The organism is [Empedobacter] haloabium (assembly GCA_008011715.2).
GTDB lineage: Bacteria > Pseudomonadota > Gammaproteobacteria > Burkholderiales > Burkholderiaceae_D > Rugamonas > Rugamonas haloabia.
This window is the reverse complement of record CP136508.1, coordinates 1,066,083-1,091,973: the sequence shown is the minus strand read 5'-3', so window position 1 is coordinate 1,091,973 and position 25,891 is coordinate 1,066,083. Positions and strand designations below refer to the sequence as shown.

The following is a 25,891-nucleotide window of genomic DNA, read 5'->3' as shown; positions in this document are numbered from 1 at the left end:
AAAAAGCGGGCAACAGCCCGCTTTTTCCATTGCTTCTGAAGCAACGCTCAGAACTCGACCTTCAACTGGGCTCCCGAGAATGCCGACTGGCCGTACAGGCTGATGTACATATATCCGGCCGGCGGGTTGTAGACGACGACCGATTCGCTGTTGCCCGGGTTGTACGACCCATAGTTGTAGTAGTCGCGCGTGGCCCATTGTCCCAGCGTGCTCGCATACATGTCGGCGTTACCCGTACCGCCGGAACTGGTGAAGCGGATCTGCTGCGTGCCGGCCGGCACCAGCAGGTACATGTAGGCGTAATTCCCGGCGCTGGCCGAGAGGTTCGAGCGCACGCAGTTGCGGCCCAGCTGCGCCGCGACGCCCGGGCACTCGGGCAAGGTGGCGCCACCGCTGACGGTAACGGTGCGTGACTTGACGGCCGACTTGGCGCCCTTGTCGTCGGTCACCGTCAGCGTCACCGTGTAGGTGCCGGCCGTGGTGTAGGTCTTCGACGGATTGGCGGCGGTGGACGTGGTGCCGTCGCCGAAATGCCACGACCAGCTGGCGACGCGCCCATCGCTGTCCGTCGCGGTACTGGTGAACTTCGCCGTCAGGCCGGACACGGTCGTGGTGAAGTCCGCCACCGGCGCCGCGTTGCCCGCGCACTGCGGCAGCGACGGATCGTTCACGCACGGCAGCCAGTTGCGGAAGTCGGCATCCATGCTCGAGCCCATGCTTGCGCTGTTCATGTAGCTCGCATAGCCCTGGTAGTTCCCGGGCCGGAAGTAGCCCAGCACGTTCGACACCTTGGCACGCTGCTTCTCGAACATGTAGCGCACCGCCAGGTAGCCCCAGTTGTAGACGCGCGCCTGGCCCGAGTTGTAGTCGTTCCTGAAGATCGTGCTGAGGGCATACGTACCCGCCGCGGCCTGGCTCTTGGCCGCGTCGTACGACACGTTGCGGTAGCCGTACGACATGTACTCGGCAAAGCCCTCCACCCACCACACCGAGTTGACGCTCATGGCGGCATTGAAGTCGCCGTACATGTCGAAGCGGCCGTCCAGGTAGTGGATGTATTCGTGCGTCAGGTTCCAGATCTCGAACTTCGGCAGCAGCCACTCGGCCTGGTAGGCGATGAAGCGCGCCTGGTTGCCCGCCGCGCTGGGGTTCCCTTCCAGGTACATGCCGCCGTTGTTGGTGTCGATGCCGTAGATGGCGCCGGCATAGGTGGCGTAGTCCTGGCTGCTCGCGAACACCACCATCTCCAGTTGCGCGTTGTTGTCGTTGGCGACGGGCACGGCACCCGAGGCGACGGCATTGTGGAAGTAGGACTCCTCGCCGCCGACGATCGTGCAAGCCTCGACGAGCTGGGCGCGCGTCAGCGCCTGGGCGCGCAGGCGCAAGGTCGGGCTGCAGCTATGACTGATCGGCAGCACCTCCGTGGCCAGGCGCGTGCTGAAATTGCACATATTGTAGTAGCTGCAGTTGGCCTTGTCGTAGAAGTCGACCTGCTCACCCAGGCCCACCCACAGCGCGGCGCTGGCACCGGTGATGCTGCTGCGGTCGATCAGCGCCTTGGCGCGCGAGCGCGCCAGCGGCTTCGCGGCCGTGTTGTCCGCATACTGCAGGAAGCGCCCCAGCTCGCGGCCCGCGTTGGCCACCAGGTAGCCGTCATCGCTACCGAGCAGGTCGAAATGCGCGTTGGCGAAGTTGTACAGCGTGTCGATGATCGAAGCATCCGCCTTCACCAGCGCCTGGAAGTCGGCATTCTGGTGACCGCGGAACAGCACCGTGAAGGCGTTGTTGGTGGCCGAACGCATCCACCACGAGTCGGCGGCGCGGCTGTCGAACCCGTTCAGCAGGCGCTTGACGACGGTGTTCAGGTAGCGCGCGTTTTCCGACGAGCTGTCGATCAGCGTGACGAATTCGGCCAGCGTCTCGCCATGGGCGTCGTTGACCAGGCCGAAGTTGCGGTTGTTGACGAAGGCGTCGAGCGCGGCGCGGATCGCCGTCTTCAAGCTGGTGCCGTACGGCCCGGTGGAGGCACCGTCGTAGTAATTGACGTAGTAGCCGGCGCGCAGGAACATCACCAGCTGCAGCGTGCTGCCGGCGTTGGTGCCGTCGTAGGACGCGGCGGCGCTGGCGAAGGCGTTGGCGATCGTGACCATCTTGCCCTCGCTGAAGATGGCGCCGGCCGTGGTGCCGGTCACGCCGAACAGCGTGTTGATGCAGTCGCTCGTGCTGGACTTGACGGCGTTGACCAACGCGGACCCGCTGGCGTTCGCGAACAGGCCCGTGTCGCACGCCGCCAGTGTGGCGTTGGCGTCGAGGCCGGCCACGCCGCGCGAGAGCGCCTGCGATGGCCGCACCAGCGCCCGGCTTTCCAACTGCTGGTCCGGATCGTCGCCGTATTTCAGGTAGGCGTTGGTGCTGGGCGCCACGCTCGGCTTGCGCTCGCTCGCATCGAGCGCGCGTTTCTGGTGGTGGCCGCCCCGGTACAGGTCCTCGATCTTCGCCACCTTGGGATTGCGCTCCTTGCGTTCGGCCCGCGCCTGCGCCTGTTGCATCTCGTCCGCCGTTTGCGGCGCGGGCGCCGCCGTTGCCGCCACGCTGGCCAGTCCCGCCGCCGCGAATGCGGACATCAATAGCCAATGCCGGTGCCTTGCCGCTGTCTTTGCCAAGTACATAGTGTCTCCGATGATTAGTTATGAGTCCCGACACGCATGCGGCCGGGTCAGCAGATGGTAGCGAAATGTCATCGCGGCGCTTGTGCCACTTTCGCCAGAGGCGCCGCCCAAATCGGCACGGCATGCGCGCCATCCGGCCAACTGTGCCGATTTCGCCGCGAACCGTCCCGCAAACCGCCAAGACCCGGACGGGTGCCGACTGTAGCCTTGTCGCCACACACTCACCATTGCAGGCCACATGACCAAGACGCTGACGATCATCGATTCCCATACCGGTGGCGAACCCACCCGCCTGATCGTGGAAGGGGGACCCGACCTCGGCACCGGCCCGCTGGCCGAACGGCTGGAGCGCTTCAGGGCCAGCCACGACGCCGTACGCACCGGCACTGTCTGCGAGCCGCGCGGGTCGGACGTGCTGGTCGGCGCGCTGCTGTGCGCGCCGCATGCCGACGATTGCGTGGCCGGCGTGATCTTCTTCAATAACGCAGGCTATCTTGGCATGTGCGGCCACGGCACCATCGGCCTGGTGAAATCGCTGGCGCACCTGGGGCGTATCGGGCCGGGCCGGCATCGCATCGACACACCGGTCGGCGTGGTGGTCGCGGATCTGCATGCGGACGGCTCCGTCAGCGTCGACAACGTGCCGTCCTGGCGGCTGGCCAAGCAGAGGGCTGTGGCAGTGCCCGGCTTCGGCACCGTGATCGGCGATATCGCCTGGGGCGGCAACTGGTTTTTCCTGGTCGGACAGCATGGCCTGGCGGTGGAGGCGCGCAATATCGGCGCGCTGGCCGCGTTCGCGCAGGCCGTGATGCAGGCCCTGCACGAACAGGGCATCACGGGCGCCGATGGCGCGGCGATCGATCACGTGGAGCTGTTCGGCCCTTCGCAACAGGCCGACAGCCGCAACTTCGTGCTATGCCCCGGCAAGGCCTACGACCGCTCCCCCTGCGGCACGGGCACCAGCGCCAAGCTGGCCTGCCTGGCGGCGGACGGCAGGCTGGCCGAAGGCCAGGTGTGGCGGCAGGAGAGCATCATCGGCAGCGTGTTCGAGGCCAGCTACCGGCGCATCGGCGCACGGATCGCGCCGACCATCCGCGGCCGCGCATGGATCAGCGGCGAAGCAAGGCTCGTGTTCGAGGACGACGACCCATTCGCCGGGGGCATCGCCGGCGCCTGAGCTACTTCAGGCCGCGCTCGACCTGCTGGCCATACTGGGTGGGGCTCATGCCGACGTAGGCCTTGAACTGGCGGCTGAAAGCGCTGTGGTCCGTATAGCCGCATTCGTACGCCACCTCCGCGATGCGGATGCCGGGATTGCTGGCGATAATCTCGCGTGCGGCGGACAGCCGGCACTGCAGCAACAGCTGCCGGGGCGAGTGATGGAACACCTTCTGGAACAACCGCTCGACGCGCGACAGCGACAAGCCGGCCTGCGCGGCCAGCTCCTTCAGGCACACGGTCTGCCGGTAGTGCTCGCGGATGTACTGGGCGATCTCGGCGATCTGGCGATAGGCGGGATGCAGCTCGTCCGGCAGGCCCAGGTCGCGCGACGTGCCGATCAGGCCCACCACCGCACCATCCTGGTCGCGCAAGGGCATCTTGCGCGTGATGCACCAGCCGCGGCTGCGGCCCGGATAGAGGTGCAGTTCCAGGTGCTTGTCGATCCCTTCGCCGCTGTCCATCACCTTGCGGTCCTGCGCGAAATACGATTCGGCCAGCGCGCGCGGGAACAGTTCCAGCGCCGTCTTGCCGATCACCTCGTGCTTGTGCCGCGCCCTGCAGCGCCGCACCATCGTGTGGTTGATGCTGAGGTAGCGCCCTTCCCTGTCCTTGATGAAGAACGCGATATCGTTCAAGCCGTCGAACATCGTCTCCACCGCTTCGATACCGACCGTCGCGAGATCGGCCAAGCCTCCTGTATCGATCATCTCTCCCTCCCTGCTGGCGAATATAGTGGCTTTGGCGGGGCTTGGCAAACGCGCGGGAGCGGCATGCGACGTGCGCGCCACGCTTGTGCCGATTTCGGCGTGTCGGTGGCGCGCTGCGCGCAAGACCCGCACGGCCGGGCGCCGTAGCATGGATGCTTTCAAACGAAAGGAATAGTCATGTGGAACGGAGTACTTCCAGCGGTCACGACGAAATTCACGGACGACGGCACGCTTGACCGGGACGAGATGCTGCGCTGCTTCCAGTTGCAGATGGACGCGGGCGTGGACGGCCTGATCGCCTGCGGCTCACTGGGCGAAGGCCCGATGCTGTCGCACGACGAGCGCATCGAGGTGCTGCGCCTGTGCAAACAGGTCAGCGGCACGAAGCCGGCGCTGCTGACGATTGCGGAGGCCGCGACCCGCGACGCATGCGAACTGGCGCGCAAGGCCGCGCGCGCCGGCGCCGACGGCCTGATGGTCGTGCCGAGCACGATCTACCATACCGACCCGCGCGAGACGGTGGCGACGCTGACGGCGATCGCCAGTGCCAGCGAGCTGCCCATCATGATCTATTCGAACCGGCTGGCCTACCGGGTCGACGTGACGATCCCGATCATGGAAGAACTGGCGAAGATCGATTTGTTCGTCGCGGTCAAGGAATCGTCCGACGACATCCGCCGCAGCACGGACATCATCAATCACTTCGGCGACCGCTTCGCCCTGCTGACGGGCGTGGACAACCTGGCGTTCGAGGCGCTGGCGGTCGGCGCTACCGGCTGGGTCGCCGGCCTGTGCCTGGCCTTCCCGGCCGAGACGGTGGCGATCTACCGCCTGATGCGCGCCGGCCGGCAGCGCGAAGCGCTCGACATCTACCGCTGGTTCCGGCCGCTGCTGGACCTGGACGTGTCGACCTACCTGGTGCAGAACATCAAGCTGGCCGAGCAGATCGCCATCGGCTCCAACGACCGCGTGCGCGCACCGCGCCTGCCGCTGACGGGCGCACGGCGCGAACAGGTCGAGCAGGTCATCCGCACCGCCATCGCCAAGCGCCCCGCTCTGCCCGTGCTGGCGTGACGCATCCTGACGTGATCGTGGTCGGCGCCGGCATCGTCGGCGCCGCGTGCGCCGTCGAGCTGCAGGCGCGCGGGCGGCAAGTGCTGCTGGTGGACCGGCTCGGGCCCGGCGGCGGCACGACCGCCGCCGGCATGGGCCACCTGGTCGCGCTGGACGAGTCGGAGGATGAACTGGACCTGTGCCTGCTGTCGCTGCGCCTGTGGGACCGCTATGTCGCGGAACACGGCCAGCGCGCCGAACACGTGCGCTGCGGCACGCTGTGGGTGGCGGAAGACGACGACCAGCTGGCCCATGCCGCCGCCCGGGCGGAGCGGCTGGCGCGGCGCGGCTGGCATGCCGATCAGCTCTCACCCATGCAGCTGGCGGCGGCGGAACCGGCGTTGAGGCCAGGACTGGCCGGCGCCGTGCGCGTTCTGCCGGACGGCGTGGTCTACCCGCCGGCCGTCGCGCGCGACCTGGCGATCCAGTTGACGGCGCTGGGCGGCGCCACGCTGTTCGGTGCCCCCATCACCGGCATCGGCGCCGGCTGTGTACACCTGCAAACGGGTGAGCGCCTCGACGCGCACGACGTCGTCGTGGCGGCCGGCTGCGCCACCACGGCGCTGCTGCCGGACATACCGGTGTTCCCCCGCAAGGGCCACCTGGCCATCACGGACCGCTATCCCGGCCGCCTGCGCCACCAGGTGGTCAGCATGGGCTATGGGCAGGCGGCGGCCGGCGCGGACGGCCTGGCGGTGGCGGCCAACGTGCAGCCGCGCCCCACGGGCCAGTGGCTGATCGGCTCGTGCCGGCAGGACGGCATCGCCGACGCCGCCGTCGATCCCAAGGTGCTGGCGGCCGTGCTGCGCAGCGCCATCGCCCTGCTGCCGGAACTGGCGCGAATGCAGGTCATCCGTTCCTGGACCGGCATGCGCCCGGCCAGTCCGGACGGCCGGCCCGTCATCGGCGCCCATCCGAGCCGGCCACGCACCTGGCTGGCGACCGGGCACGAAGGCCTGGGCGTGACGACGGCGTTCGGCACCGCCCTGCTGCTGGCGGACCTGATGGCCGGGCAGCCCACCGCCATCGACCCGGACCCTTATTCACCAGCGAGATTCCTCTATGACTGAACGTAGCTGCAGCGTGACGATCGATGGCATCGCCGTCACGGTCCCGGCCGGCGCCAGCGTCGTCGCCGCCATCGTCACGGCCGGCACGTTGCGCACCCGCACCTCCATGACGGGCCAGTGCCGCTTCGCCCTGTGCGGGATGGGCCGCTGCCAGGAGTGCCGCGTCACTGTGGACGGTCAGCCCCACGTGCTGGCGTGCCGTACCGCCTGCCGCGATGGCATGCAGATCCAGACGGGGACATTGGCATGAACCCTACGCTGCACATCGTCGGCAGCGGCCCGGCCGGGCTGGCAGCCGCGCACGCGGCCGTGCTGGGCGGTGCCCAGGTCTGCCTGATCGACGACCACCGAGCCGCCGGCGGCCAGGTCTGGCGCGGCGGTCCCGGTACCTGGAACGCGCCCGCCGCCGATGCGCTGTGGGCCACGTTGCAGGATCATCCCGACTTTATCCACGTGCGCGACACCCGCGTCGTCGGCGCGGCCGATGCGCGCACGCTGCTGCTGGAAAGCGATGCGGGCGGCACTCGCGTGCCGTTCGAACGGCTGCTGCTGTGCACCGGGGCGCGCGAACGCTTCGTGCCGTTCCCCGGCTGGACCCTGCCCGGCGTGACGGGCGCCGGCGGCCTGCAGGCGCTGATCAAAGGCGGCCTGCCGGTACGGGGGCGCAAGGTCGTCGTCGCCGGCTCCGGTCCGCTCCTGTTGGCCAGCGCCACCACCGCGCTGGCGGCGGGCGCGCAGGTGGTGGCCATCGTCGAGCACCAGCCGCGCGCGGCATTGGCGCGCTTCGGCCTGGGCCTTGCGCTGCGCCACCACGACAAGCTGCGCCAGGCCGCGCAACTCTTCGCGCAGCTGCGGCCGATACCCTACTTGACGGACGCGCTGGTGGTCGAGGCCACAGGCGACGCGACGCTGCGCACGATCGTCGTCGAGACGGCGCGCGGGCGCACGGCATACGACTGCGATCTGCTCGCCGCCGCCTTCGGCCTGCTGCCCAATACGGAACTGGGCCAGGCCTTCGGCTGCGCCGTCGAACGCGGTGCGTTGCGGGTGGACGAGCGCCAGCAAACCACCGTCCCACATATCTGGGCCGCCGGCGAATGCACGGGGGGCGGCGGCGTGGACCAGGCGCTGGCCCAGGGCCGCGTCGCCGCCTTGCATGCATTGGGGCTGGCGCCGTCCGGGGCCGACCTGCGCGCGTTGCGGCGAGCGCAGGATTTCGCAGCCCTGCTGGCGCGCCATTTCGCGCCGCGCCCCGCCTGGCGCGCGCTGTGCCAGCCCGACACCATCGTTTGCCGCTGCGAGGACGTCACAGCGGCCGAGCTGGCGCCCTGGCGCGACTGGCGCGAGGCGAAGCTGGCCACACGGGTGGGCATGGGCCCGTGCCAGGGCAGCACCTGCGCGGCCGCGTGCGAACAGCTGTTCGGCTGGGCGCCGCCAGCCGCGCGCATCCCGATCCTCCCGGCCAGGGCCGCCACGCTGGCCAGCATCGAATGACGCCGCTGTTATAGTTGCACATTTCTTAATCCTGACGCGACATATGGGCAACCGGGTCTTTCTGTACACCGTGGACAAGCTGCCGGACGGCGGGGCGGCTCCCGCCATCGAGGCCGCCATCGGCGAAGCCAACAATTTCGTGCCGCCGTTGTGGAAGGTGCTGTTCAGCGCCGCCATGCACGGCCCCAGCCAGGATGCGCAGCAGGTCTTCCTGCCCTCCGTCTGCGGTGGCATCTATGCCGACCGCGTGCTGGCCGAGCAGCGCCTGTTCCGGCTGCTGGACTTCGTGGCCGCCCACCCAGGGCTGGCCGAACCGGACGACTTCGCGGCGCAGGTGGACCAGTTGCGCGCGGCGCTGGCCGCTGCCGGCGGCACGGCATATTACGGCGAACTCAATGAGCTCTTCTGGCTGACCGGCACCGGCTCGCCGGAAGCGATGATGGACGACTTCGTGCGCGACTGCGCCGCGCGCTGGGAGCATGCCTGCGCGGCCATCGAGGAAGACGACCATCGCGCCGTCGAAAAGCTGTACGACTTCACGCCGCACGACGCGGCCGACGAACTGGGCTTCGGCTGCTGGCTGGTCGCCCAGGAGGACGACGGCGGGTGGGACGCCGACGACGAGGCATGCGAAGGCTTGTATGTCTTCGAAGATGAGGAGACCGGCCTGTATGGCCTGCGCCGCGCGGACGGCACCGTCGTCCTCCCGGCTTACTACGACGAGATCGATCCGATCGGGTACGGCCAGCCGTTCGGCATCCTGGAGCGTCATGACAAGCTGGGACTGTACGACCGCGACGGCAAGGAAATCATGGCGCCCCGGCTGGACGACCTGTACGACTGGCGCGAAGGCCATGCGCTGTTCGAACAGGATGGCAAGTTCGGCTATCTCGACGCCCGGGGTCGGGTAGCGATCGCCGCCCGGTTCCTGGACGGCTGCTCGGACTTCAACGCGGCCGGCGTCGCCAAAGTCGCGACGGCAGAGGGCTTCGGCTTGATCGATCGCACCGGCAAGCCCCTGACCGCGACCACCTACAAGAAGGCGGAATACCTGGAAGACCTGGCCGCATGGCGGCTCAAGCACGGGCCGAAACGGGTCGACCTGCTGTGCGCGGACGGCACGCCATGGATCAGCGGACCGTTCAAGGAAGTGCGCTGCCTGGTGGACGGCGGCGACGCGGTGGTCCGCATCGACAAGTCGTACGGCACCTTCCGGCGCAACGGCCAGCCGGGACTACCCGCGATCCACAATGAGCTGGAACTGCTGTGCCAGCTGGACGACGACGGTTCCGGCACGGTGCGGGCCATCTACCTGGTCGTGCCGCAGGGCGCGCAAGGTGTCGGCGCCACGCTGTACGACGGCACGGTGCTGGTGCCGCCGCAATTCGAAGCGATCGACGTGCTGCAGGAGCTGCGCCCGTCGGAGGACGCCAGCAGCGGCGTGCCCGCGCTGTTCGTCGTCGATGCGCGGGACGGCCGCAAGGGTTTGTGGGACGCACGCGCGCAGCAGCTCGTGCTGCCCTGCGAGTACCGCTTCATCTGGAGCCTGGCGGCGGCCGGCCGCGCACTGCTGCTGATGTACCGCGACGACCAGGGCTGGGGCATCGCCCACCCGGACGGTACGCCGTTCGTCCCACAACGCTACGAACGCTTTTCCGCCCAAGCGCGCCAGCCGGACCTGATGGCCGGCGTGCTGGCGGCCAGCGATATCGAACAGGCCTGGAGCGCGGGCAAGGCCGCTTACGCCTGGCGCGACGGCCAGGCCTGGCGCCTGTACGCCGACGGCAGCGAGGTCACCGAGCTGGCTTATCAACTGGAACAGACCAGGAAGGCCCCTGCCATCGCCGCCGACGCCGCTGCGGCCGCGCGGCTGGGTCCCCACGTCATCGCCGGCGTGGGCGACGCCCTGGCCTGCGCGGCGCTGGGCGAGGCGTATGCAGCCGCCGGCGACGCGGCCGAGGCCTGCCGCTGGTACGCCACGGCTGCCGCCGGTGGCCAGCTGGAAGCGCAGTACCTCTACGCCCGCTACCTGCTCGACGGCACCGGCTGCCCGGCCGATCCGGATGCGGCGCGGCGGCAGCTGGAGCAGGCACTCGACGACTATCCGGATTACCGCGATGCCGCCAATCTGCTGGCCCAGCTCTACGAACGGGAACTGGGCGACGCTTGCGATCCGGTGCGCGCCCGCGCGCTTTACGAACAGGCGGCTGGCGACGACCGCTACGGCTCAGACGAAGCGCAGTACCACCTGGGCCGCTGCTGGCGCGACGGCATCGGTGGCCCGGTCGATCGGAGCGAAGCGCTGCGCCTGTTCGAACTGGCGACCGTTGCCACGCCCGGGACGCGGCGGCGCGGCCACGCCGCCGCCTGCGATGCCGCGGCCGGCCTGCACCGGCAACTGGCACAGGAAGCGAAAAGCGCCGGCAAGGGCAAGGCCGCGCAACACCATTCGAAACGGGCCATGTATTTCAGCGAGCTGCTGCGCGAGCTCGGCGAATAAGAAGCGCGACCGCTTCGACCCGCCGGTTCCCCGCCTTGTCCCGCCACGCCTTGTCCCGCCACGCCGGCCTCGCGCCGTGACGACCCGCTGGCGCGGTGATCATGGCTTGGGCAGCCAGTGGCCCCGCCGGCGCGCGGCCGCCACCAGCACCATGGCGGCCACGCCCCAGCCCACCAGCGTGACGAGGGAGCCTTCCACGCCGTAGCCGCCGCCCGTCAGCCAGTCCGGGCCCGCGGTGGCGATCTGGATCCAGCCGCGGCCCGGATGGCCCGAGACGGGCGGCGAGAACACGGCGTCGAACAGGTAGTTCCAGGCGAAGTGCAGGCCGATCGGCAGCCACAGGCGGCGCGTGACGAGCCAGGCGCCCGTCAGCGTGGCCGAGGCGACGGCGGTCATCACGGCCGGCAGCAAGCCGAAGCTGTCGTTCGACAGGTGGGCCAGTGCGAACAGCAGGGACGACACGGCAAACGCGATCGTCGTGCCCCACGACTTCTCCAGCAGGCGGAAGATCACGGCGCGAAACAGGATCTCCTCGAAGAACGCCACCATGATCTGCTCCGGCAACGGCTTGAGCATCACGGTCCATGCCACCGTGCCGGTCGGCGTCCAGGCGCCGGCAGCCAGCAGCACGGCGCTGCAGAACACCACCAGCAGCGCGCCCAGGCCGATGCCCTGCCCCAGCTCGCGGCCGGCGCCGCGCAAGGCCAGTTCCGGCACGTCGCGCCGTTCCAGCTTGCGCACGTACCAGCGATAGGCCGCCACCACGGCCACCGCCGTCAGCAGCATCGGCCAGCCCTGGCGGTACGGCTTGGGCAGCATGCCGGTCGGGATCAGCACGGCGAAGAACGTCACCTGCACGCACAGCACGGCCACGACGGCGCGCGTAAAGGGATGGTTGAAGATGCGGCTGCGCAGGGACCGCGGCGCGGCGGCGATGGCGGACGTGGTGGTCGTGCTCATGTTGGCTCCTCGTTGTTGTTGTCACTGTTCTTGTCAAGGCGTTCGCGCGCCACGCGGATCCGTTCGCCGAACGGCTGCCGGTCCAGCACCTCGATGGCCTGCGCCAGCAGCTCGGACAGCGGATAGGCCAGGTCGGCATCCAGGCTGGCCGCCGCCGCGCCGGTGGCGGTCCAGCAGCGCTGCAGCCGCGGCAGCAGCGCCTGGCCGCGCGGCGCCAGTTGCACGAGCTTCTGGCGCGCATCGGTCGGCGATGGCGTCGTCGTTACCAGCTCTTCCTTCAGCATCAGCGCCACCGTCTGCGTGGCGGCCGGCTGCGTGATGCCGGCCGCCTCGGCGATCTGGCCCACGGTCCGGGCGCCGCCCTGCGCCAGCGCGCGCATCGCGGGCGTGTAGCGGGGCCGGTAATCGATGCCGGCCGCTTCGTACGATGCGGCGACCGCACCGTCCAGCAGTTCGATCAGGTGGCGCAACTGGGTTCCGAGTCCTTGTTTCATGATCTGATCATACCGCAATACATAAGCGCTTATGTATTATTTTTGATTCACTCATGAAACAGCTTTTTCATGATGCAGATCATGTGATTTTTTGCTGTCCGCCAACACAATGCGCGGGTCGATATGCCGTGTGGCCCGACATGAAGCCAACAACCAGCGGGAGAGTCTCTGATGGACAGCAGCAATGACAACAACAAGAACGGAAGCGCTACGGCGGTCGAACACGGCCGGCGCGGTTTCCTCGGCAAGGGCGCGGCACTGGGCCTGGCGGGCGTCACGCTCGGACTGGCCGCCTGCAAGGAACAGGGCGCGAGCGAGAAGGCCGCCGCCGCCAAGCCCCACCAGGCTGGCGGCGGTTCGGAAATCGCGCCGGGCCAGCTGGACGAATACTACGCCTTCATCAGCGCCGGCCATGCCGGCGAGGCGCGCATCCTCGGCATCCCCTCCGGCCGCACGCTGAAGCGCATCCCCGTTTTCAATGTCGACTGCATGGTGGGCTGGGGCATCACCAACGAATCGAAGGCCATCATCGGCACCAAGCCGGACGGCAGCCTGCTGTACAACACGGGCGATACCCACCACGTGCACGGCAGCTACAAGGACGGCACCTACGATGGCCGCTGGCTGTTCGTCAACGACAAAATCCATTCGCGCCTGGCACGCATCCGCATGGACACGATGGAGTGCGACAAGATCACCCAGCTGCCCAATGTGATGGGCTTCCACGGCATCTTCACCGACAAGCGCGACCCGGTCGACCCGAAGATCAACTACACCACGCGGGTGTTCTGCGGCGCCGAGTTCCACATCCCGCTGCCGAACGACGGCCATGACCTGGACGACCCGAGCAGATGGGGCGCGCTGTTCTCGTGCGTCAGCGCCGAGACGATGGAAGTGCTGTGGCAGTGCCGCGTGGACGGCAATATGGACCTGGTGGCGACCAGCTACGATGGCAAGCTGGCCGCCTCGAACCAGTACAACGTGGAGAACGCGGCGGACCTGAACGGCATGATGTCGGCCGAGCGCGACGCCTGCGTGTTCTTCCACGTCGAGCGCATCGAGCGCCTCGTCAAGGAAGGCAAGTTCACCACCATCGGCGCCTCCAAGGTGCCGGTGATCGACGGCCGCAAGGCAGCCAATCCGGACCCGAAGACGGCGGTCACCTGCTACGTCCCGGTCAGCAAGAACCCGCACGGCGTCAACGCCAGCCCGGACGGCAAGTACTTCGTCTGCTCCGGCAAACTCTCGCCCACCGCCACCGTGATCGAGCTGGCCAAGGTGCTGCAATGGTTCGACGGCGGCCTGAAGGACGCGCGCGACGCCGTCGTGGCGGAGCCGGAAATCGGCCTGGGTCCGCTGCACACGGCCTTCGACGGCCGCGGCAACGCCTATACCTCGCTGTTCCTGGACAGCCAGTGCGTCAAGTGGAACGTGGACGCCGCCATCGCCCAGTTCAAGGGCGACAAGAACGCCAAGGTGATCCTGGAGAAGATGGACGTGCACTACCAGCCCGGCCACAACTACGCCTCGATGGGCGAGACCAGGGAGGCGGACGGCAAGTATCTCAACTCGGGCAACAAGTTCTCCAAGGACCGCTTCCTGCCGGTCGGGCCGCTGCACGTGGAGACGGAGCAGCTGATCGACATCAGCGGCGACAAGATGCGCCTGATCGCCGACCACACGGCCTACTCGGAGCCGCACGACGGCATCATCGTCAAGCGCGACCTGGTCAAGACGCGCCAGATCTACAACATGGACGACTTCCCCAACGCGGTCAAGCCCGAGAACGCCGGCATCGAACGCCATGGCAACAAGGTGCACGTGCGCCTGATGTCGCAGGCGCCCGCCTACAGCATGCCCGTCATCAAGGTCAGGAAGGGCGACGAGGTGACGATCACGCTGACCAACCACGACAAGGTGGAGGACCTGACGCACGGCCTGGCGCTGCCGACCTATAACATCAACTTCATCGTCAACCCGCAGGAGACCAAGTCGGTGACGTTCAAGGCCGACCATGCGGGCGCGTTCTGGATGTACTGCACGCACTTCTGCCACGCGCTGCACCTCGAAATGCGCAGCCGCTTCCTGGTGGAGGCCTGACCCCATCAGCCTTGGCCCGCGCCGCGCGCGCGGGCATTTTTTCCATGACGCCGATTTCCCTCATCCTCCGCTCACTGCTGGCCTGCATGCTGCTGTGCCTCGCAACCGCCCGCGCCGCCGTCTACGACGCCGAACTGCCGGCCGGTCTGCTGCACGGGCCCGACCTGTGCGCCCACGCGGCCTGCGCCGACGTGCTGCCGCAGGCCACGCGCTTCTCGCAGCGCATGGGTTCCCCGCAATACGTGCAGGGCTTCGGCAAGGGGCCCGACGGCGCCGAGCGGCTGCAGGGCTATGTGTTCCTGTCCACCGACGTGGTCGACATCCCCGCCTACTCCGGCAAGCCGGTCGTCACGCTGATCGGCATGGACACCCGGGGCATCATCACGGGCGTGCGCGTGCTGAAGCACTCGGAGCCGATCCTGCTGGCCGGGATTCCCGAGTCGGCGCTGCTCGACTTCATCCGGCAATACGTGGGCCGGCGCGGCGACGCCAGGCTGGAAATCGGCCACGGCGGCGACGGCAGCGCGGGGCTGGATGCGATCAGCGGCGCGACCGTCACCGCCATCGCGGAAAACCAGGTGATCTCGCGCAGCGCCTACGAGATCGGCCGGCAGGTCGGCATCTTCCAGCAGGACGCGCGCCCCCCGGCCCGCTTCACCGCGATCGACGAAACGCTCGGCTGGCGCAAGCTGGTCGACGAAGGCAGCGTCATGCGGCTGCTGGTAGCGGCCGCCGACGTGGGCGCGGACCCGGCCAACGGCCCATGGCTCGACCTGTATTTCGGCTACCTGAACGTGCCGGCGGTCGGTAAAAGCCTGCTGGGCGACGATGGCTACCGCCGCCTGATGGCCGACCTGGGCCCGAACGACCATGCGTTGTTCGTCATCGGCAACGGCCAGACTTCGTTCAAGGGCTCCGGCTTCGTGCGCGGCGGCATCTACGACCGCATCCAGGTGCGCCAGGATGCGCAGACGTTCACGTTCCGCGATACCGACTACCTGAACCTGTACCGCCTGCAGCCGCCCGACACGCCCGCCTATGGCGAGTCGGGCATCTTCATTGTCCGCTCCGCCAACTTCAATCCGGCCTGGCCCTGGACCCTGCAACTGCTGGCGAACCAGCGTGGTGCCGACGGCGTGAAAAGCTTCGCCCACTTCGACGCCCAGTACTGGGTACCGGCGCGCTACCTGGAGGGCGGCCATCCGCAGGTGGTGCAGGCACGCCCGGCCTGGCAGGCCATCTGGCTGGAACGCTGGCCGCAGATTGCGCTGTTCGTGGCGCTGTTGGCCGCGACCGCCGCGTTGTACTCGCAGCGCGACCGGCTGGTGCGCACGTCGAACCGCAAGCACAAGCCGTGGATCAGCCGTCCACGCACTTTGTTGTGGCTGTGCAGCGTGGCCTTCTTCGGCTTCTACCTGAAAGCCCAGCCCAGTGTGACGCAGGTGATGACGTGGCTGCACTCGCTGCTGCATCAGTGGAAGTGGGAGCTGTTCCTGTCCGACCCGTTCATCTTCCTGTTCTGGTGGTTCATCATCATTACCGTGCTGCTGTGGGGCCGCGGCCTGTTCTGCGGCTGGCTGTGCCCATTCGGCTCGCTGCAGCAGCTGATGCTCAAGCTGGGCGCTGCCGTCGGCCTGAAGCGCTGGCAGCGGCTGCTGCCGAAAGCCCTGCACGACAAGCTGCGCTGGGTGAAGTATGGCGTGTTCTTCGTGCTGATCGGCGTCTCGCTGTTCTCGATGGAACGGGCCGAGCACCTGGCCGAGATCGAGCCGTTCAAGAGCACGTTCCTGGTCGGTGTGTGGAACCGCACCTGGCCGTTCTGGCTGTTCGTCGGCGGCATCCTGGGCCTGTCGCTGTTCAGCGAACGGCCCTACTGCAAATACCTGTGCCCCCTGGGCGCGGGCCTGGCGCTGCCGGGCCGCTTCCGGCTGTTCGGCCTGAAACGCAAGGCCGAGTGCACCAGCTGCCATGCCTGCGCGGCCGGCTGCGGCTCGCATGCGATCGACGCCCATGGCCGCATCGACCAGATGGAATGCATGCTGTGCCTGGACTGCATGGTGATGTACTACGACGACCACGCCTGCCCGCCGCTGGTGAAGGAACGCAAGGCGCGCGCGGCCCGCGGCCAGGCACTGACCCGGATCGGCAGCGACGGTTATTTCGTGCCGCTGGACAGCCTGCGCGCCTCGCTGCGCGAGCGCAAGGAAGCGCCGTGAACACGCGGCTTGCGGCCCAGCGCATCGCCCGGCGCATTGCCACGCTCCTCGCGCTGGCATGCGGCAGCGCCAGCGCGGCCGTCGTGCCGGTGGCGGCGGGCCAGTCGATCGCCGCCGCCATCGAGCGAGCGCGGCCCGGCGACACGGTACTGGTGGCGCGCGGCACCTACCGCGAGCACCTGCGCATCGACAAGCCCTTGACCTTGCAGGGCCAGGGCAAGCCGACGATCAGCGCCGGCGGCAGCGGCGACACCATTCGCATCACGGCCGCGGGCGTCACCGTGGCCGGGCTGGTGGTGCGCGACAGCGGTATCGACCTGACCGCGCAGAACGCCGCCATCTACGTGACCCCGGGCAGCCACCGCGTGACGATCGCCGATTGCGACATCCTCGCCTCGCTGTTCGGCATCTGGCTGGAAGGCAGCGACGACGCCCGCCTGCTGCGCAACGTGATCCGTGGCCGTGCCGACCTGCTGTCCGCCGCGCGCGGCAACGGCATCCAGGTATATGCCACGCGCGGCGCCCAGGTCATCGGCAACCGCGTCAGCGACAGCCGCGACGGCATCTACGTGGACGTCTCGCGCGACGCCCTGTTCCGCGGCAACCGCATCCACGATGTGCGCTACGGCACCCACTACATGAACACCAATCACAGCACCTGGGAAGACAACGAGGTGTATCGCAGCCGCGCCGGCCTGGCGCTGATGGAAGTGCGCGACATCGTCGTGCGGCGCAACGTGGCCTGGGGCCATGCCGACCACGGCATCATGCTGCGCACGATCCAGGATTCCGTCATCGAGGACAACGTCGTCGCCGGCAACGACCGCGGCTTCTTCATCTACGACGCCGAATACAACGTGGTGCGGCGCAACCTCGTCATCAACAACCGCACCGGCGTGCATCTGTCGGCCGGCTCGTCCAACAACCGGGTCGACGACAACGACTTCATCGGCAACGAAGAACAGGTGCGCTTCGTCGCGGCACGCGACGTGCTGTGGGGCCGCGAACGCGGCAACTACTGGAGCAACTACAGCGGCTGGGACCAGGACGGCGACGCCAGCGGCGACGTGCCGTACGAAGCGAACGACCTGGTGGACCGGCTCAGCTGGCGTTACCCGCTGATGAAACTGCTCAGCGCCAGCCCGGCGCTGCAAACCCTGCGCTTCGTCGCGCGCCAGTTCCCCCTGCTGCGCGCGCCGAGCGTCGTCGACCGCCATCCGCGCATGCGGCCCGCCTCGACCCACTGGAAGAAATGGCATGACCTGTTCCCCCACTGATGTTCCTGCCGACGCCGCCATCGCCGTCGACGGCGTGACGCACCGCTTTCAAACGCTGGAGGCGCTGCACGACGTCTCGCTGGCGATCCCGCGCGGCGCCATGTTCGGCCTGATCGGCCATAACGGCGCCGGCAAGAGCACCCTGTTCCGCCTGATGCTGGGCCTGATCGTGCCCACGCACGGCAGCGTACGTGTGTTGGGCCAGGCCACCGCCGCCGCCGCATTCCGCCAGGCCCGCCGCCGCATCGGCTACCTGCCCGAGAACTTCGTCACCTACGACAACCTGCGCGGCAACGAGGTGCTGCGGCTGTTCGCCGACCTGAAAGGCGTGCCGCGCGCCGAATGCGCCGGGCTGCTGGAGCGCGTGGGCCTGGATGCCGCGGCCGCCACGCGGCCCGTGCACACCTACTCGAAGGGCATGCGCCAGCGCCTCGGGCTGGCGCAGGCGCTGCTGGGTGAGCCGGCGCTGCTGTTCCTGGACGAGCCCACCAATGGCCTCGACCCGCGCGGCATCGCCGATTTCTACGCGATCCTGGCCGCGGCAAAGGCCGGCGGCACCACCATCGTCATCACCTCGCACATCCTGGCCGAGATCCAGGAACGGGTCGACGACCTGGCGATCCTGCAGGCTGGCCGGGTGGTGGCGCATGGCACCCTGCCTCAGCTGCGCACGGCCGTCGCGCTGCCGCTGCGGATCGACGCCACCGTTGCGCCGGAACGCCGGGCCGCGACGGTGGCGGCATTGTTGCTGCTCGCTGCGCGTACCGACAACGGCCTCACATGGGACGAAGCTTCCGGTCGCGTTACCGTGCGCTGTCCGGCCGCGGCCAAGATGGCGGTGCTCGCCGCCCTGGTGCCGCACGCAGCCGACGTGGCGGTGCACGAATCGACCCTCGAGCAGGTATTTCTAGGCTATGGAGCACGCCATGTCGAACACGTTTGAATGGCGCCAGGCAGCCATCGTGGCCGCCAAGGAATGGCGCGACCGGCTGCGCAACCGCTGGCTGCTGGCGGTGGCCGCCATCTTCGCCGTGTTCGCGCTGGCGATCGGCTACTTCGGCGCCGCCCAGCAGGGCCAGGTCGGGTTCCACGGCATCGAGCCGACCATCGCCAGTCTGGCCAGCCTGGTGATCTACCTCGTGCCCCTGATCGCGCTGATTTTGGGCTACGACACCATCGTCGGCGAACGCGAACGGGGAGCGCTGGAGCTGCTGCTGTCGATGCCGATCAGCCGCTTCGAGATCCTGTGCGGCAAATACCTCGGCCTGGCCGCCGCGCTGGCGAGCGCCACGGCGCTGGGCTTCGGCGTCGGCGTGCTGCCGCTCTCCGCCCAGCTGACGGTGGCCGACGGCTGGCGTTACGCGTACTTCGTCGGCAGCGCCATCCTGATGGGGTGGGCCTTCCTCAGCATCGCACTGTGCGTATCCGTGCTGGCCGGCGACCGGGTACGCGCCAGCGGCGCCGCGCTGGCGCTGTGGTTCTTCTTCGTGCTGGTGTTCGACCTGTTGCTGATGGGCGCCCTGGTGGCCAGCAACGGTGGCCTGGACAGCGGCGTCTTCGCCGCGCTGCTGATGCTGAACCCGGCCGACGTGTTCCGGCTGCTGAACGTGTTCGGCTCCGATCAGGCCCAGGGCATGTACGGCCTCGCCACCGTGATGCCGCCCGGCTGGACCCGGCCGGCCGCGCTGTGCGCCGTCATGGCCGCCTGGATCGCCCTGCCCTTTACTTTCGCTTACTGGAGATTTCGATGAACAAGATCACATCCACGCCGCGCTGGCGCCGCCTGCTGCTGGCGGCGCTGCTGGCCGGCTGCGGCCAGGCTGCCTCGCTGCAGGCGCTGGAGCCGGCCGCCGATAGCGCCTGTGCCCTGGACGGCATGGTGCTGCGCGACTATCCCGGCGCCAAAGCGCAGATCCGCTACGGCGACGGCAAGACCGACTATTTCTGCGACGTGGTCGAGCTGCTGCGCACCATGCTGGCGCCCGAACAGACCCGCGGTGCCGCGGTGCCCTTCGTGCAGGACATGGGCAAGGCCGACTGGCGGCGCCCGCAAGGGCACTGGATCGCCGCGCGCGCGGCGGTCTACGTGGTCGGCAGCCGCGCGGTCGGCTCGATGGGCCCGACCGTGGTGCCGTTCGCGCAGCGCGCCGACGCCGAGGCCTTTGCCGGCCGCGAAGGCGGCCGGGTGCTGGCCTTTGCCGACCTGTCGCCGGCCACGCTGGGTGCGCCGGCGCATGGCCACTGATCCGGGCGGCCAGTCCGCCCCCAACCCTGTCGGCTGTTGCCGACCCAATGATGAAGAGAGAGCGATGATGAACAAGTACAAACTGCTGGCGGCGCTGGTGCTGGGCGCCGGCACTTCCCTGGCCGGCGCGGCCGACAATGCCAAGGCCGAAGCGGCCTACAAGGCCACCTGTATGTCCTGCCACGGTGCCGGCGTGCTGGGCGCGCCGAAGGTGGGCGACAAGGCCGCGTGGAAGCCGCGCCTGGCCAAGGGCAAGGCAACGGTCTACACCAACGCCATCAACGGCTTCAAGATGATGCCGCCGCGCGGCGGCAACCCGGCGCTGAAGGACGACGAAGTCAAGGCCGTGGTCGACTTCATGGTCGCCAAGAGCAGCTGAGGAGCAATGTCATGGCGCGGCTGCTGCTGATCGCATTCGTCATTTTGCTGGGCGGCTGCACGCGCGAACCGCCGCGCCACAAGATAAGCGGCCACGTGTTCGGCACCACGGTCGAGGTGACGATCTACGACGGCTCGCGCGCGCGCGCCGACGCGCTGGCCGGCGCCGTGCTGGCCGAATTCGACCGGCTGCACCGCAAGTACCACGCCTGGCAGCCCAGCATGCTGACGGCGCTGAACGACAGCATTGCCAGGGGCGAACCGTTCCAGGCCGATGCCGAGATGGTCGGCCTGCTGCAATCGGCCGCCCGGCTGTCGGCCCAGTCGGACTACCTGTTCAATCCCACCATCGGCCACCTGATCCGGCTGTGGGGCTTCCAGAGCAGCACGTTCGGCCCGCAGGCGCCGCCCGCGGCGCAAATCCGGCGCTGGGTCGACGCCCATCCGACCCTGGACGACCTGCGCTACGCCGGCACCACGATCAGCAGCGTCAATCCGGCCGTGATGATCGACCTGGGCGGCTACGCCAAGGGATATGCGCTGGACCGTGCCGCCGCCATCCTGCGCGCCGGCGGCGTGCGCGCGGCGCTGGTCAATATCGGCGGCAACGTGCTGGCGATCGGCCAGCCCGGCGCCAGGCCGTGGCAGGTCGGCATCCGCGACCCGCGCGGCGCCGGGACGCTCGTCATGGTGCCGCTGCGCGACAACGAGGCGATGGGCACCAGCGGCGACTACGAGCGCTACTTCATGAAGGACGGCAAGCGGCGCCCGCACATCATCGACCCGCGCACCGGCTACCCGATCGACCTGGTGGCGTCGGTCACGATCGTCACCTCGGGCGGCCAGGACGTGGGGCTGCGTTCGGACGGCAATTCGAAACCGCTGTTCATCACGGGCGCGGCGGGCTGGCAGGCGATGGCGCGGCGGCTCGGCCTGCGCGAGGTGCTGCTGGTCGATACGGAACGCAGGGTACATGTGTCGCCCGCCCTGCAGGCGCGGCTGGCGCACGCCAGATAGCGGCCGGCAGGCTCAGCGCTGCAGCGTCTCGAGCAGCAGCGTGTCGTCGCCCTTTTTCGTCACGACCAGCACCCGGTCGGCAGCCACGAACACCTCCTGCGGCACCCCCACGATTGCGCCGACGGCGGTCTCGCTGCCGCTGGCGCGGTCGATGGCAACCAGCCGGTGCGGCCTGGTCGGGTCGCCGCAGGGCGCGCGCACGGCATACACGGTGCTCGCGGTCGCGGCCAGCGAGCCGACCTCGCACAACGTGCTGCGCACGGCGGTGTCGGTGCTTACCTTGCCATCGGCCCCCACCACCGTCAGCCGGCTTGCCGTCCCCTGCACGCCCAGCGAGACGATCTCGTTGGCGGCCGTGATCGTGGTGGCGATCTCGCCGCGCTTGCCGCGCTGCGGCCGTACGCTGAAACTGTACTTACCGGCGACGATCTTCGAGACGGCGTAGTCGTGCGGCCAGTCGCCACCGGAGATCGCGGCCGGCGCGAAATTGCCGCCCAACAGCGCGGTGCGGCCGCTCAGCCGGCCGGTCGCGCTCCAGTCATAGGCGCCGGTCGGCAGCTTCGTCGTGCCGGCCGGGCGCATCCCGGCATCGAGACGGGCCAGGAAGATGCCATTGGTCCTGCGCTGCGCGCGCCCGTCCTGCGCCATGCCGATGACGCTGACGCCATCCGCATCCACGTCCAGGTCGTAGACAAAGGCGTTGTCGGCCGTCGTCGCCAGCCTGACCGGCTTGGCCATCTTGCCTGCCGTGTCGAACTGGTAGACATATACCAGCCCATGCGTATCGGTGCGGATCGTGCTGGTATCGACATTGGCCGCCGCATAGGTCAGCTGGCCGTCGGTGCGGCAGGCCATGAAGCGGCTGCCTTCGTTCTCATCCGGCGGCTCGACCGTGCGCTGCCACAGCACGCGTTGCTTGCTCAGGCTGACCAGCAGGATCAGGCCGCGCGTGCGCGCATCCCCTTCCGGATCGAAGCGCTGGCCGGCCAGGCACAGGTCGCCCGCCGGGCTCGCGTACATGCGGTTGATCGAATCGGAGGTTTCGCCCTTGGTCAGCACGATCGGCGCGGCCGCGCAGGACAAAGACAAGGTCAAGGGCAGCAGCGCAGGACCGAACAGCGCCAACAGGAGTGATTTTTTGTGCAACATCCGCGCAGTATGCCGTAAATTGCGCGCGGAAAGAAGCCACGCTACCCCGCGCACCGCTGCTGCAAGCAACAGCAAGCTTCGCTAATATGCCGGACATGAACGCTTCCGACCGCGACCTGCACCCCCGCCCCCAGTGGCGCCGCGACGCCTGGCTGAGCCTCGACGGCACCTGGGAATTCGCCTTCGACGATGCCGACATCGGCAAGAGCGAAGGCTGGCACGACGGCCGCGCGCTGCCGCTGTCCATCGAGGTGCCCTTCCCCTACCAGAGCGAACGCTCCGGCATCGGCAGCAAGGACATTCACGAAATCGTCTGGTACAGCCGCAGCTTCGACGTGCCGCCCGGCTGGCGCGCGGATGAGGGCGACCTGCTGCTGCACTTCGGCGCGGTCGATTACGCCACCGAGGTGTGGATCAACGGCCTGCTGGCCGGCCGCAACCGCGGCGGCCACGTGCCGTTCTCGTTCAATATCGCGCCGTTCCTGCGCGACGGCAGCAACCGCGTCACCCTGCGCGTCAAGGACCGCCAGGACCCTTGCCAGCCGCGCGGCAAGCAGTCGTCCTCCGGCAAGCCGGTGCGCATCTATTATTACTGCACCACCGGCATCTGGCAGACGGTGTGGCTCGAACCCGTGCCGGCCATGCGGCTGGACGCGATGCGCCTGACCGCGGCCGACCCGGACGGCACGCTGGCGCTGGAAGTGCAGCTGCACGCGCCGGCCGGCGGCTGGACCGTGCAGCTGGACGTGCTGGCGTCGCTGGACCAGGATGCGCCGGTCGTTGCCCGCGCCAGCACCGCGGCGGCGCGTGCCAGCGCCACACTGCGCGTCGCCATCGACAACGCCAGGCCCTGGTCGACGGACGACCCGCACCTGTACGGCCTGCGCCTGCGACTGGTACGTGACGGCGCCACGCTCGACAGCGTGCAGGCCTACGTGGGCCTGCGCAGCTTCGCGTCGCGCGACGCACACTTTTACCTGAACGGGCGCAAGACCTTCCTGCTGATGGTGCTGGACCAGGGTTACTGGCCCGATACGCTGCTGGCGCCGCCGTCGGACGAGGCGCTGCGCGCCGATGTCGAATGGATCAAGCGGCTCGGCTTCAACGGTGTGCGCAAGCACCAGAAGATCGAGGCGCCGCGCTGGCTGTACTGGTGCGACCGGCTTGGCCTGCTGGTGTGGGAGGAAATGCCGAACGCGCGCAACTGGTCGCTCGACGCGGAGGAAGCCCTGCTGGCCGAATGGGAGCGCGCCGTGGCGCGCGACGTCAACCATCCTTCCATCGTGGCCTGGGTGCCCGTGGTCGAGAGCTTCGGCTTCCCCGCCCTGAAGCGCCATGCCAGCCAGCAGGCCTTCCTGGAACGCCTGGTGATGCGCACCCGCCGCCTCGATCCGAGCCGCGACGTGATCGACAACGACGGCTGGGAGCACACCAACCTGACCGACGTCTGCTCGATCCACGACTACTCGCAGCCGGCCGAGAAGCTGGTGGCGCGCTATGCGACCACCCAGCAGACCGGCCAGCCGCCCGACAAGGGCTGGTACAAGGACAAGCCGCTGTTCCTGCCCGGCGGTGCCTACCGCGGCCAGCCCATCGTGCTGAGCGAAGTGGGCGGCTTCCTGATGCAGCCGGCCGGCGTGCCCGAAGCCGAACGCGACCGCCTGTTCGATTATTACGGCAACGCCCGTACGACGGCGGAGCTGTGGCTGCGCTACCGCGACCTGATGGAAGGCATCGCCACACTGACGGCGCTGGCCGGCATCTGCTACACCCAGCTGATCGACGTGGAACACGAGCAGAACGGCCTCTTGACCTACGACCGCCAGCCGAAGTTCGACCCCGACGAGCTGGCCGCGCTGCACCGGGCGCTGTTCTTCGACCGGCATGATTGACGCTACCACGCCACGGTAGCGTTACCAAAGTGCCATCAAAGCTGTATTGAAAGGAAATATTTCCAATCGTCTCTTTCGTTGCCGTTCCGACCTGCTACACTTGCTCGTTCACTGTAATTTTCCCTCTTCGCTGGAGACCGTATGAGCATGGCAACGACCGGCCACCTGGCCAAAATCCTCAATGACAATCAGGAGGCCCTGCTGGAAGGTTGGCTGGGCGGAATGCTGTCCCGCCTGGTGCGCCGTGACAAGGCCGCCGAAGCGGACATCCGCCAGCATGCGAGCCGCTTCCTGCCGCTCGTCGTGAAGGCCGTCGAGAAGGGCCAGGGCTACGATTTCGACGCTTCCGCGTTTGCCGACGTGCGCGCACAACTGGCGGAGATGTCCGCCGCGCGCGTGCGCCAGGGCTACTCGCCGACCGAAACGGCCACGTTCATCTTCGCCCTCAAGGAACCGGTGTTCGCGCTGCTGCGCACGGCGCTGGCCGGCGACGCCAACGCGCTGGCGGCGGAGCTGACCGACAGCGGCGCCCTGTTCGACCGCATGGGCCTGTACACGGTCGAGCAATACCAGAAGGGCCGCGAGAACGTCATCCTGCGCCAGCAGCAGGAGCTGCTGGAGTTGTCCACGCCCGTCGTGCAACTGTGGAAGGACGTGCTGGCGCTGCCGCTGATCGGCACGCTGGACAGCGCGCGTACCCAGGTGGTGATGGAAAACCTGCTGCAGAAGATCATCGAGACGGGCGCGTCGATCGCCATCATCGACATCACCGGCGTGCCGACCGTCGATACGCTGGTCGCCCAGCACCTGCTCAAGACCGTGGCAGCCGCCCGCCTGATGGGCGCCGACTGCATCATCAGCGGCATCCGCCCACAGATCGCGCAGACCATCGTGCACCTGGGCGTCAACCTGGAAGACGTGACGACCAAGGCGACGCTGGCCGATGCCTTCCTGGTGGCGCTGAAGCGCGTGGGTGCGACGGTCACCCGCACCGACAAGGCAGCCTGAGGCCCGCATGGAACGCATCCCCATTCTGAAGATGGGCGACCTGCTGCTGGTCACCATCCAGGTCGACATGCACGACCGCCTGGCCATGACCTTGCAGGACGACCTGACGAGCCGCATCGTCAAGGACCGCGCGCGCGGCGTGCTGATCGACATCTCGGCGCTGGACATCGTCGATTCCTTCATCGGCCGCATGATCAGCAACACGGCGGCGATGGCGCGCGTGCTCGACGCGCGCACGGTGCTGGTCGGCATGCAGCCGGCCGTCGCCATCACGCTGGTGGAGCTGGGCCTGACCCTGCATGGCGTGCAAACGGCACTGAACGTGGAAAAAGGCGTCGCCCTTCTCCAGCGGCAGGCGGACTAACCTCATCGAAAGGCGGC

General features: G+C 68.4%; 22 protein-coding genes. 17 read left to right on the top strand and 5 right to left on the bottom strand.

Annotated features, from left to right (window positions below):
* Positions 1-47: 47 nt before the first annotated feature.
* Positions 48-2,624 carry a collagenase gene (locus tag E7V67_004895; GenBank protein ID WUR14445.1) on the bottom strand — a complete coding sequence of 859 codons (2,577 nt, stop codon included), beginning with the start codon at positions 2,622-2,624 and terminating at the stop codon, positions 48-50.
* A gap of 283 nt (positions 2,625-2,907) precedes the next feature.
* Between E7V67_004895 and E7V67_004890 the strand changes: the two genes are divergently transcribed.
* Complete coding sequence (locus E7V67_004890; protein ID WUR14444.1) at positions 2,908-3,846, top strand: 4-hydroxyproline epimerase; 939 nt, start codon at positions 2,908-2,910, stop codon at positions 3,844-3,846.
* A 1-nt stretch (position 3,847) separates the two neighbouring features.
* Here the strand turns inward: E7V67_004890 and E7V67_004885 are convergent, their stop codons facing one another.
* Positions 3,848-4,597 (bottom strand): AraC family transcriptional regulator, encoded by a 750-nt coding sequence (locus E7V67_004885; GenBank protein WUR14443.1) that lies wholly within the window; start codon positions 4,595-4,597, stop codon positions 3,848-3,850.
* Positions 4,598-4,774: 177 nt separating this feature from the next.
* On the opposite strand from E7V67_004885, the gene E7V67_004880 reads away from it, so the two are divergent.
* From E7V67_004880 to E7V67_004860, 5 genes are read left to right on the top strand one after another with little or no spacing between them, the layout of a single operon-like run.
* Positions 4,775-5,671, top strand: a complete 897-nt coding sequence (locus E7V67_004880; GenBank protein WUR14442.1) for a dihydrodipicolinate synthase family protein — start codon at positions 4,775-4,777, stop codon at positions 5,669-5,671.
* Complete coding sequence (locus E7V67_004875) at positions 5,668-6,780, top strand: FAD-dependent oxidoreductase (GenBank protein ID WUR14441.1); 1,113 nt, start codon at positions 5,668-5,670, stop codon at positions 6,778-6,780. The genes E7V67_004880 and E7V67_004875 overlap by 4 nt, the downstream gene beginning before the upstream one ends.
* On the top strand, positions 6,773-7,030 hold the full coding sequence (locus E7V67_004870; GenBank protein ID WUR14440.1) for a (2Fe-2S)-binding protein: 258 nt from the start codon (positions 6,773-6,775) through the stop codon (positions 7,028-7,030). The genes E7V67_004875 and E7V67_004870 overlap by 8 nt, the downstream gene beginning before the upstream one ends.
* Entirely contained in the window at positions 7,027-8,274 is a 1,248-nt protein-coding gene (locus E7V67_004865) for an FAD-dependent oxidoreductase (GenBank protein WUR14439.1), read from the top strand. The genes E7V67_004870 and E7V67_004865 overlap by 4 nt, the downstream gene beginning before the upstream one ends.
* A gap of 43 nt (positions 8,275-8,317) precedes the next feature.
* Positions 8,318-10,774, top strand: coding sequence for an SEL1-like repeat protein (locus E7V67_004860; GenBank protein WUR14438.1), 2,457 nt, complete (start codon positions 8,318-8,320; stop codon positions 10,772-10,774).
* Between the two features lie 99 nt (positions 10,775-10,873).
* Here E7V67_004860 and E7V67_004855 read toward each other — a convergent pair whose 3' ends face one another.
* Both E7V67_004855 and E7V67_004850 read right to left on the bottom strand, forming a co-directional pair.
* On the bottom strand, positions 10,874-11,734 hold the full coding sequence (locus tag E7V67_004855) for a type II CAAX endopeptidase family protein (GenBank protein WUR14437.1): 861 nt from the start codon (positions 11,732-11,734) through the stop codon (positions 10,874-10,876).
* Positions 11,731-12,228: a MarR family transcriptional regulator gene (locus E7V67_004850; GenBank protein ID WUR14436.1), complete on the bottom strand. Its 498-nt coding sequence runs from the start codon at positions 12,226-12,228 to the stop codon at positions 11,731-11,733. The genes E7V67_004855 and E7V67_004850 overlap by 4 nt, the downstream gene beginning before the upstream one ends.
* A 171-nt stretch (positions 12,229-12,399) precedes the next feature.
* On the opposite strand from E7V67_004850, the gene nosZ reads away from it, so the two are divergent.
* The 8 genes from nosZ to E7V67_004810 all read left to right on the top strand — a co-directional run bounded on the left by nosZ (position 12,400) and on the right by E7V67_004810 (position 21,461).
* Complete coding sequence (nosZ, locus tag E7V67_004845; protein WUR14435.1) at positions 12,400-14,328, top strand: TAT-dependent nitrous-oxide reductase; 1,929 nt, start codon at positions 12,400-12,402, stop codon at positions 14,326-14,328.
* A gap of 44 nt (positions 14,329-14,372) precedes the next feature.
* Entirely contained in the window at positions 14,373-16,544 is a 2,172-nt protein-coding gene (locus E7V67_004840) for a 4Fe-4S binding protein (GenBank protein WUR14434.1), read from the top strand.
* Positions 16,545-16,567: 23 nt separating this feature from the next.
* Entirely contained in the window at positions 16,568-17,821 is a 1,254-nt protein-coding gene (locus E7V67_004835) for a nitrous oxide reductase family maturation protein NosD (GenBank protein WUR16230.1), read from the top strand.
* On the top strand, positions 17,802-18,764 hold the full coding sequence (locus E7V67_004830) for an ABC transporter ATP-binding protein (protein ID WUR14433.1): 963 nt from the start codon (positions 17,802-17,804) through the stop codon (positions 18,762-18,764). Before E7V67_004835 ends, E7V67_004830 begins: the two co-directional genes overlap by 20 nt.
* A complete protein-coding gene (locus E7V67_004825; protein ID WUR14432.1) occupies positions 18,748-19,572 on the top strand; it encodes an ABC transporter permease subunit in 825 nt (274 codons plus the stop codon). Before E7V67_004830 ends, E7V67_004825 begins: the two co-directional genes overlap by 17 nt.
* The gene (locus E7V67_004820) at positions 19,569-20,066 is read left to right on the top strand and encodes a nitrous oxide reductase accessory protein NosL (GenBank protein ID WUR14431.1); all 498 of its coding nucleotides are present in this window, start codon (positions 19,569-19,571) and stop codon (positions 20,064-20,066) included. Before E7V67_004825 ends, E7V67_004820 begins: the two co-directional genes overlap by 4 nt.
* 64 nt (positions 20,067-20,130) lie before the next feature.
* Positions 20,131-20,445 carry a c-type cytochrome gene (locus tag E7V67_004815; GenBank protein ID WUR14430.1) on the top strand — a complete coding sequence of 105 codons (315 nt, stop codon included), beginning with the start codon at positions 20,131-20,133 and terminating at the stop codon, positions 20,443-20,445.
* A gap of 11 nt (positions 20,446-20,456) precedes the next feature.
* Complete coding sequence (locus E7V67_004810; GenBank protein ID WUR14429.1) at positions 20,457-21,461, top strand: FAD:protein FMN transferase; 1,005 nt, start codon at positions 20,457-20,459, stop codon at positions 21,459-21,461.
* Between the two features lie 12 nt (positions 21,462-21,473).
* Here the strand turns inward: E7V67_004810 and E7V67_004805 are convergent, their stop codons facing one another.
* Positions 21,474-22,610 carry a hypothetical protein gene (locus E7V67_004805; protein WUR14428.1) on the bottom strand — a complete coding sequence of 379 codons (1,137 nt, stop codon included), beginning with the start codon at positions 22,608-22,610 and terminating at the stop codon, positions 21,474-21,476.
* 95 nt (positions 22,611-22,705) lie between these two features.
* Between E7V67_004805 and E7V67_004800 the strand changes: the two genes are divergently transcribed.
* From E7V67_004800 to E7V67_004790, 3 genes are all read left to right on the top strand, one after another.
* Positions 22,706-24,502 carry a glycoside hydrolase family 2 TIM barrel-domain containing protein gene (locus E7V67_004800; GenBank protein WUR14427.1) on the top strand — a complete coding sequence of 599 codons (1,797 nt, stop codon included), beginning with the start codon at positions 22,706-22,708 and terminating at the stop codon, positions 24,500-24,502.
* A 141-nt stretch (positions 24,503-24,643) separates the two neighbouring features.
* Positions 24,644-25,510 carry an STAS domain-containing protein gene (locus E7V67_004795; GenBank protein WUR14426.1) on the top strand — a complete coding sequence of 289 codons (867 nt, stop codon included), beginning with the start codon at positions 24,644-24,646 and terminating at the stop codon, positions 25,508-25,510.
* Between the two features lie 7 nt (positions 25,511-25,517).
* Positions 25,518-25,874 carry an STAS domain-containing protein gene (locus E7V67_004790; GenBank protein ID WUR14425.1) on the top strand — a complete coding sequence of 119 codons (357 nt, stop codon included), beginning with the start codon at positions 25,518-25,520 and terminating at the stop codon, positions 25,872-25,874.
* Positions 25,875-25,891 lie beyond the last annotated feature (17 nt).

What these genes read in the sequence shown, in the direction of transcription:
- E7V67_004815 (WUR14430.1), top strand. Translation starts at nt 20,131, where the DNA reads ATGATGAACAAGTACAAACTGCTGGCGGCGCTGGTGCTGGGCGCCGGC.
- E7V67_004860 (WUR14438.1), top strand. Translation starts at nt 8,318, where the DNA reads ATGGGCAACCGGGTCTTTCTGTACACCGTGGACAAGCTGCCGGACGGC.
- E7V67_004810 (WUR14429.1), top strand. Translation starts at nt 20,457, where the DNA reads ATGGCGCGGCTGCTGCTGATCGCATTCGTCATTTTGCTGGGCGGCTGC.
- E7V67_004885 (WUR14443.1), bottom strand. Translation starts at nt 4,597, where the DNA reads ATGATCGATACAGGAGGCTTGGCCGATCTCGCGACGGTCGGTATCGAA.
- E7V67_004865 (WUR14439.1), top strand. Translation starts at nt 7,027, where the DNA reads ATGAACCCTACGCTGCACATCGTCGGCAGCGGCCCGGCCGGGCTGGCA.
- E7V67_004800 (WUR14427.1), top strand. Translation starts at nt 22,706, where the DNA reads ATGAACGCTTCCGACCGCGACCTGCACCCCCGCCCCCAGTGGCGCCGC.
- E7V67_004890 (WUR14444.1), top strand. Translation starts at nt 2,908, where the DNA reads ATGACCAAGACGCTGACGATCATCGATTCCCATACCGGTGGCGAACCC.
- E7V67_004820 (WUR14431.1), top strand. Translation starts at nt 19,569, where the DNA reads ATGAACAAGATCACATCCACGCCGCGCTGGCGCCGCCTGCTGCTGGCG.
- nosZ (WUR14435.1), top strand. Translation starts at nt 12,400, where the DNA reads ATGGACAGCAGCAATGACAACAACAAGAACGGAAGCGCTACGGCGGTC.
- E7V67_004850 (WUR14436.1), bottom strand. Translation starts at nt 12,228, where the DNA reads ATGAAACAAGGACTCGGAACCCAGTTGCGCCACCTGATCGAACTGCTG.
- E7V67_004855 (WUR14437.1), bottom strand. Translation starts at nt 11,734, where the DNA reads ATGAGCACGACCACCACGTCCGCCATCGCCGCCGCGCCGCGGTCCCTG.
- E7V67_004805 (WUR14428.1), bottom strand. Translation starts at nt 22,610, where the DNA reads ATGTTGCACAAAAAATCACTCCTGTTGGCGCTGTTCGGTCCTGCGCTG.
- E7V67_004870 (WUR14440.1), top strand. Translation starts at nt 6,773, where the DNA reads ATGACTGAACGTAGCTGCAGCGTGACGATCGATGGCATCGCCGTCACG.
- E7V67_004830 (WUR14433.1), top strand. Translation starts at nt 17,802, where the DNA reads ATGACCTGTTCCCCCACTGATGTTCCTGCCGACGCCGCCATCGCCGTC.
- E7V67_004880 (WUR14442.1), top strand. Translation starts at nt 4,775, where the DNA reads ATGTGGAACGGAGTACTTCCAGCGGTCACGACGAAATTCACGGACGAC.
- E7V67_004790 (WUR14425.1), top strand. Translation starts at nt 25,518, where the DNA reads ATGGAACGCATCCCCATTCTGAAGATGGGCGACCTGCTGCTGGTCACC.
- E7V67_004795 (WUR14426.1), top strand. Translation starts at nt 24,644, where the DNA reads ATGAGCATGGCAACGACCGGCCACCTGGCCAAAATCCTCAATGACAAT.
- E7V67_004825 (WUR14432.1), top strand. Translation starts at nt 18,748, where the DNA reads ATGTCGAACACGTTTGAATGGCGCCAGGCAGCCATCGTGGCCGCCAAG.
- E7V67_004840 (WUR14434.1), top strand. Translation starts at nt 14,373, where the DNA reads ATGACGCCGATTTCCCTCATCCTCCGCTCACTGCTGGCCTGCATGCTG.
- E7V67_004895 (WUR14445.1), bottom strand. Translation starts at nt 2,624, where the DNA reads ATGTCCGCATTCGCGGCGGCGGGACTGGCCAGCGTGGCGGCAACGGCG.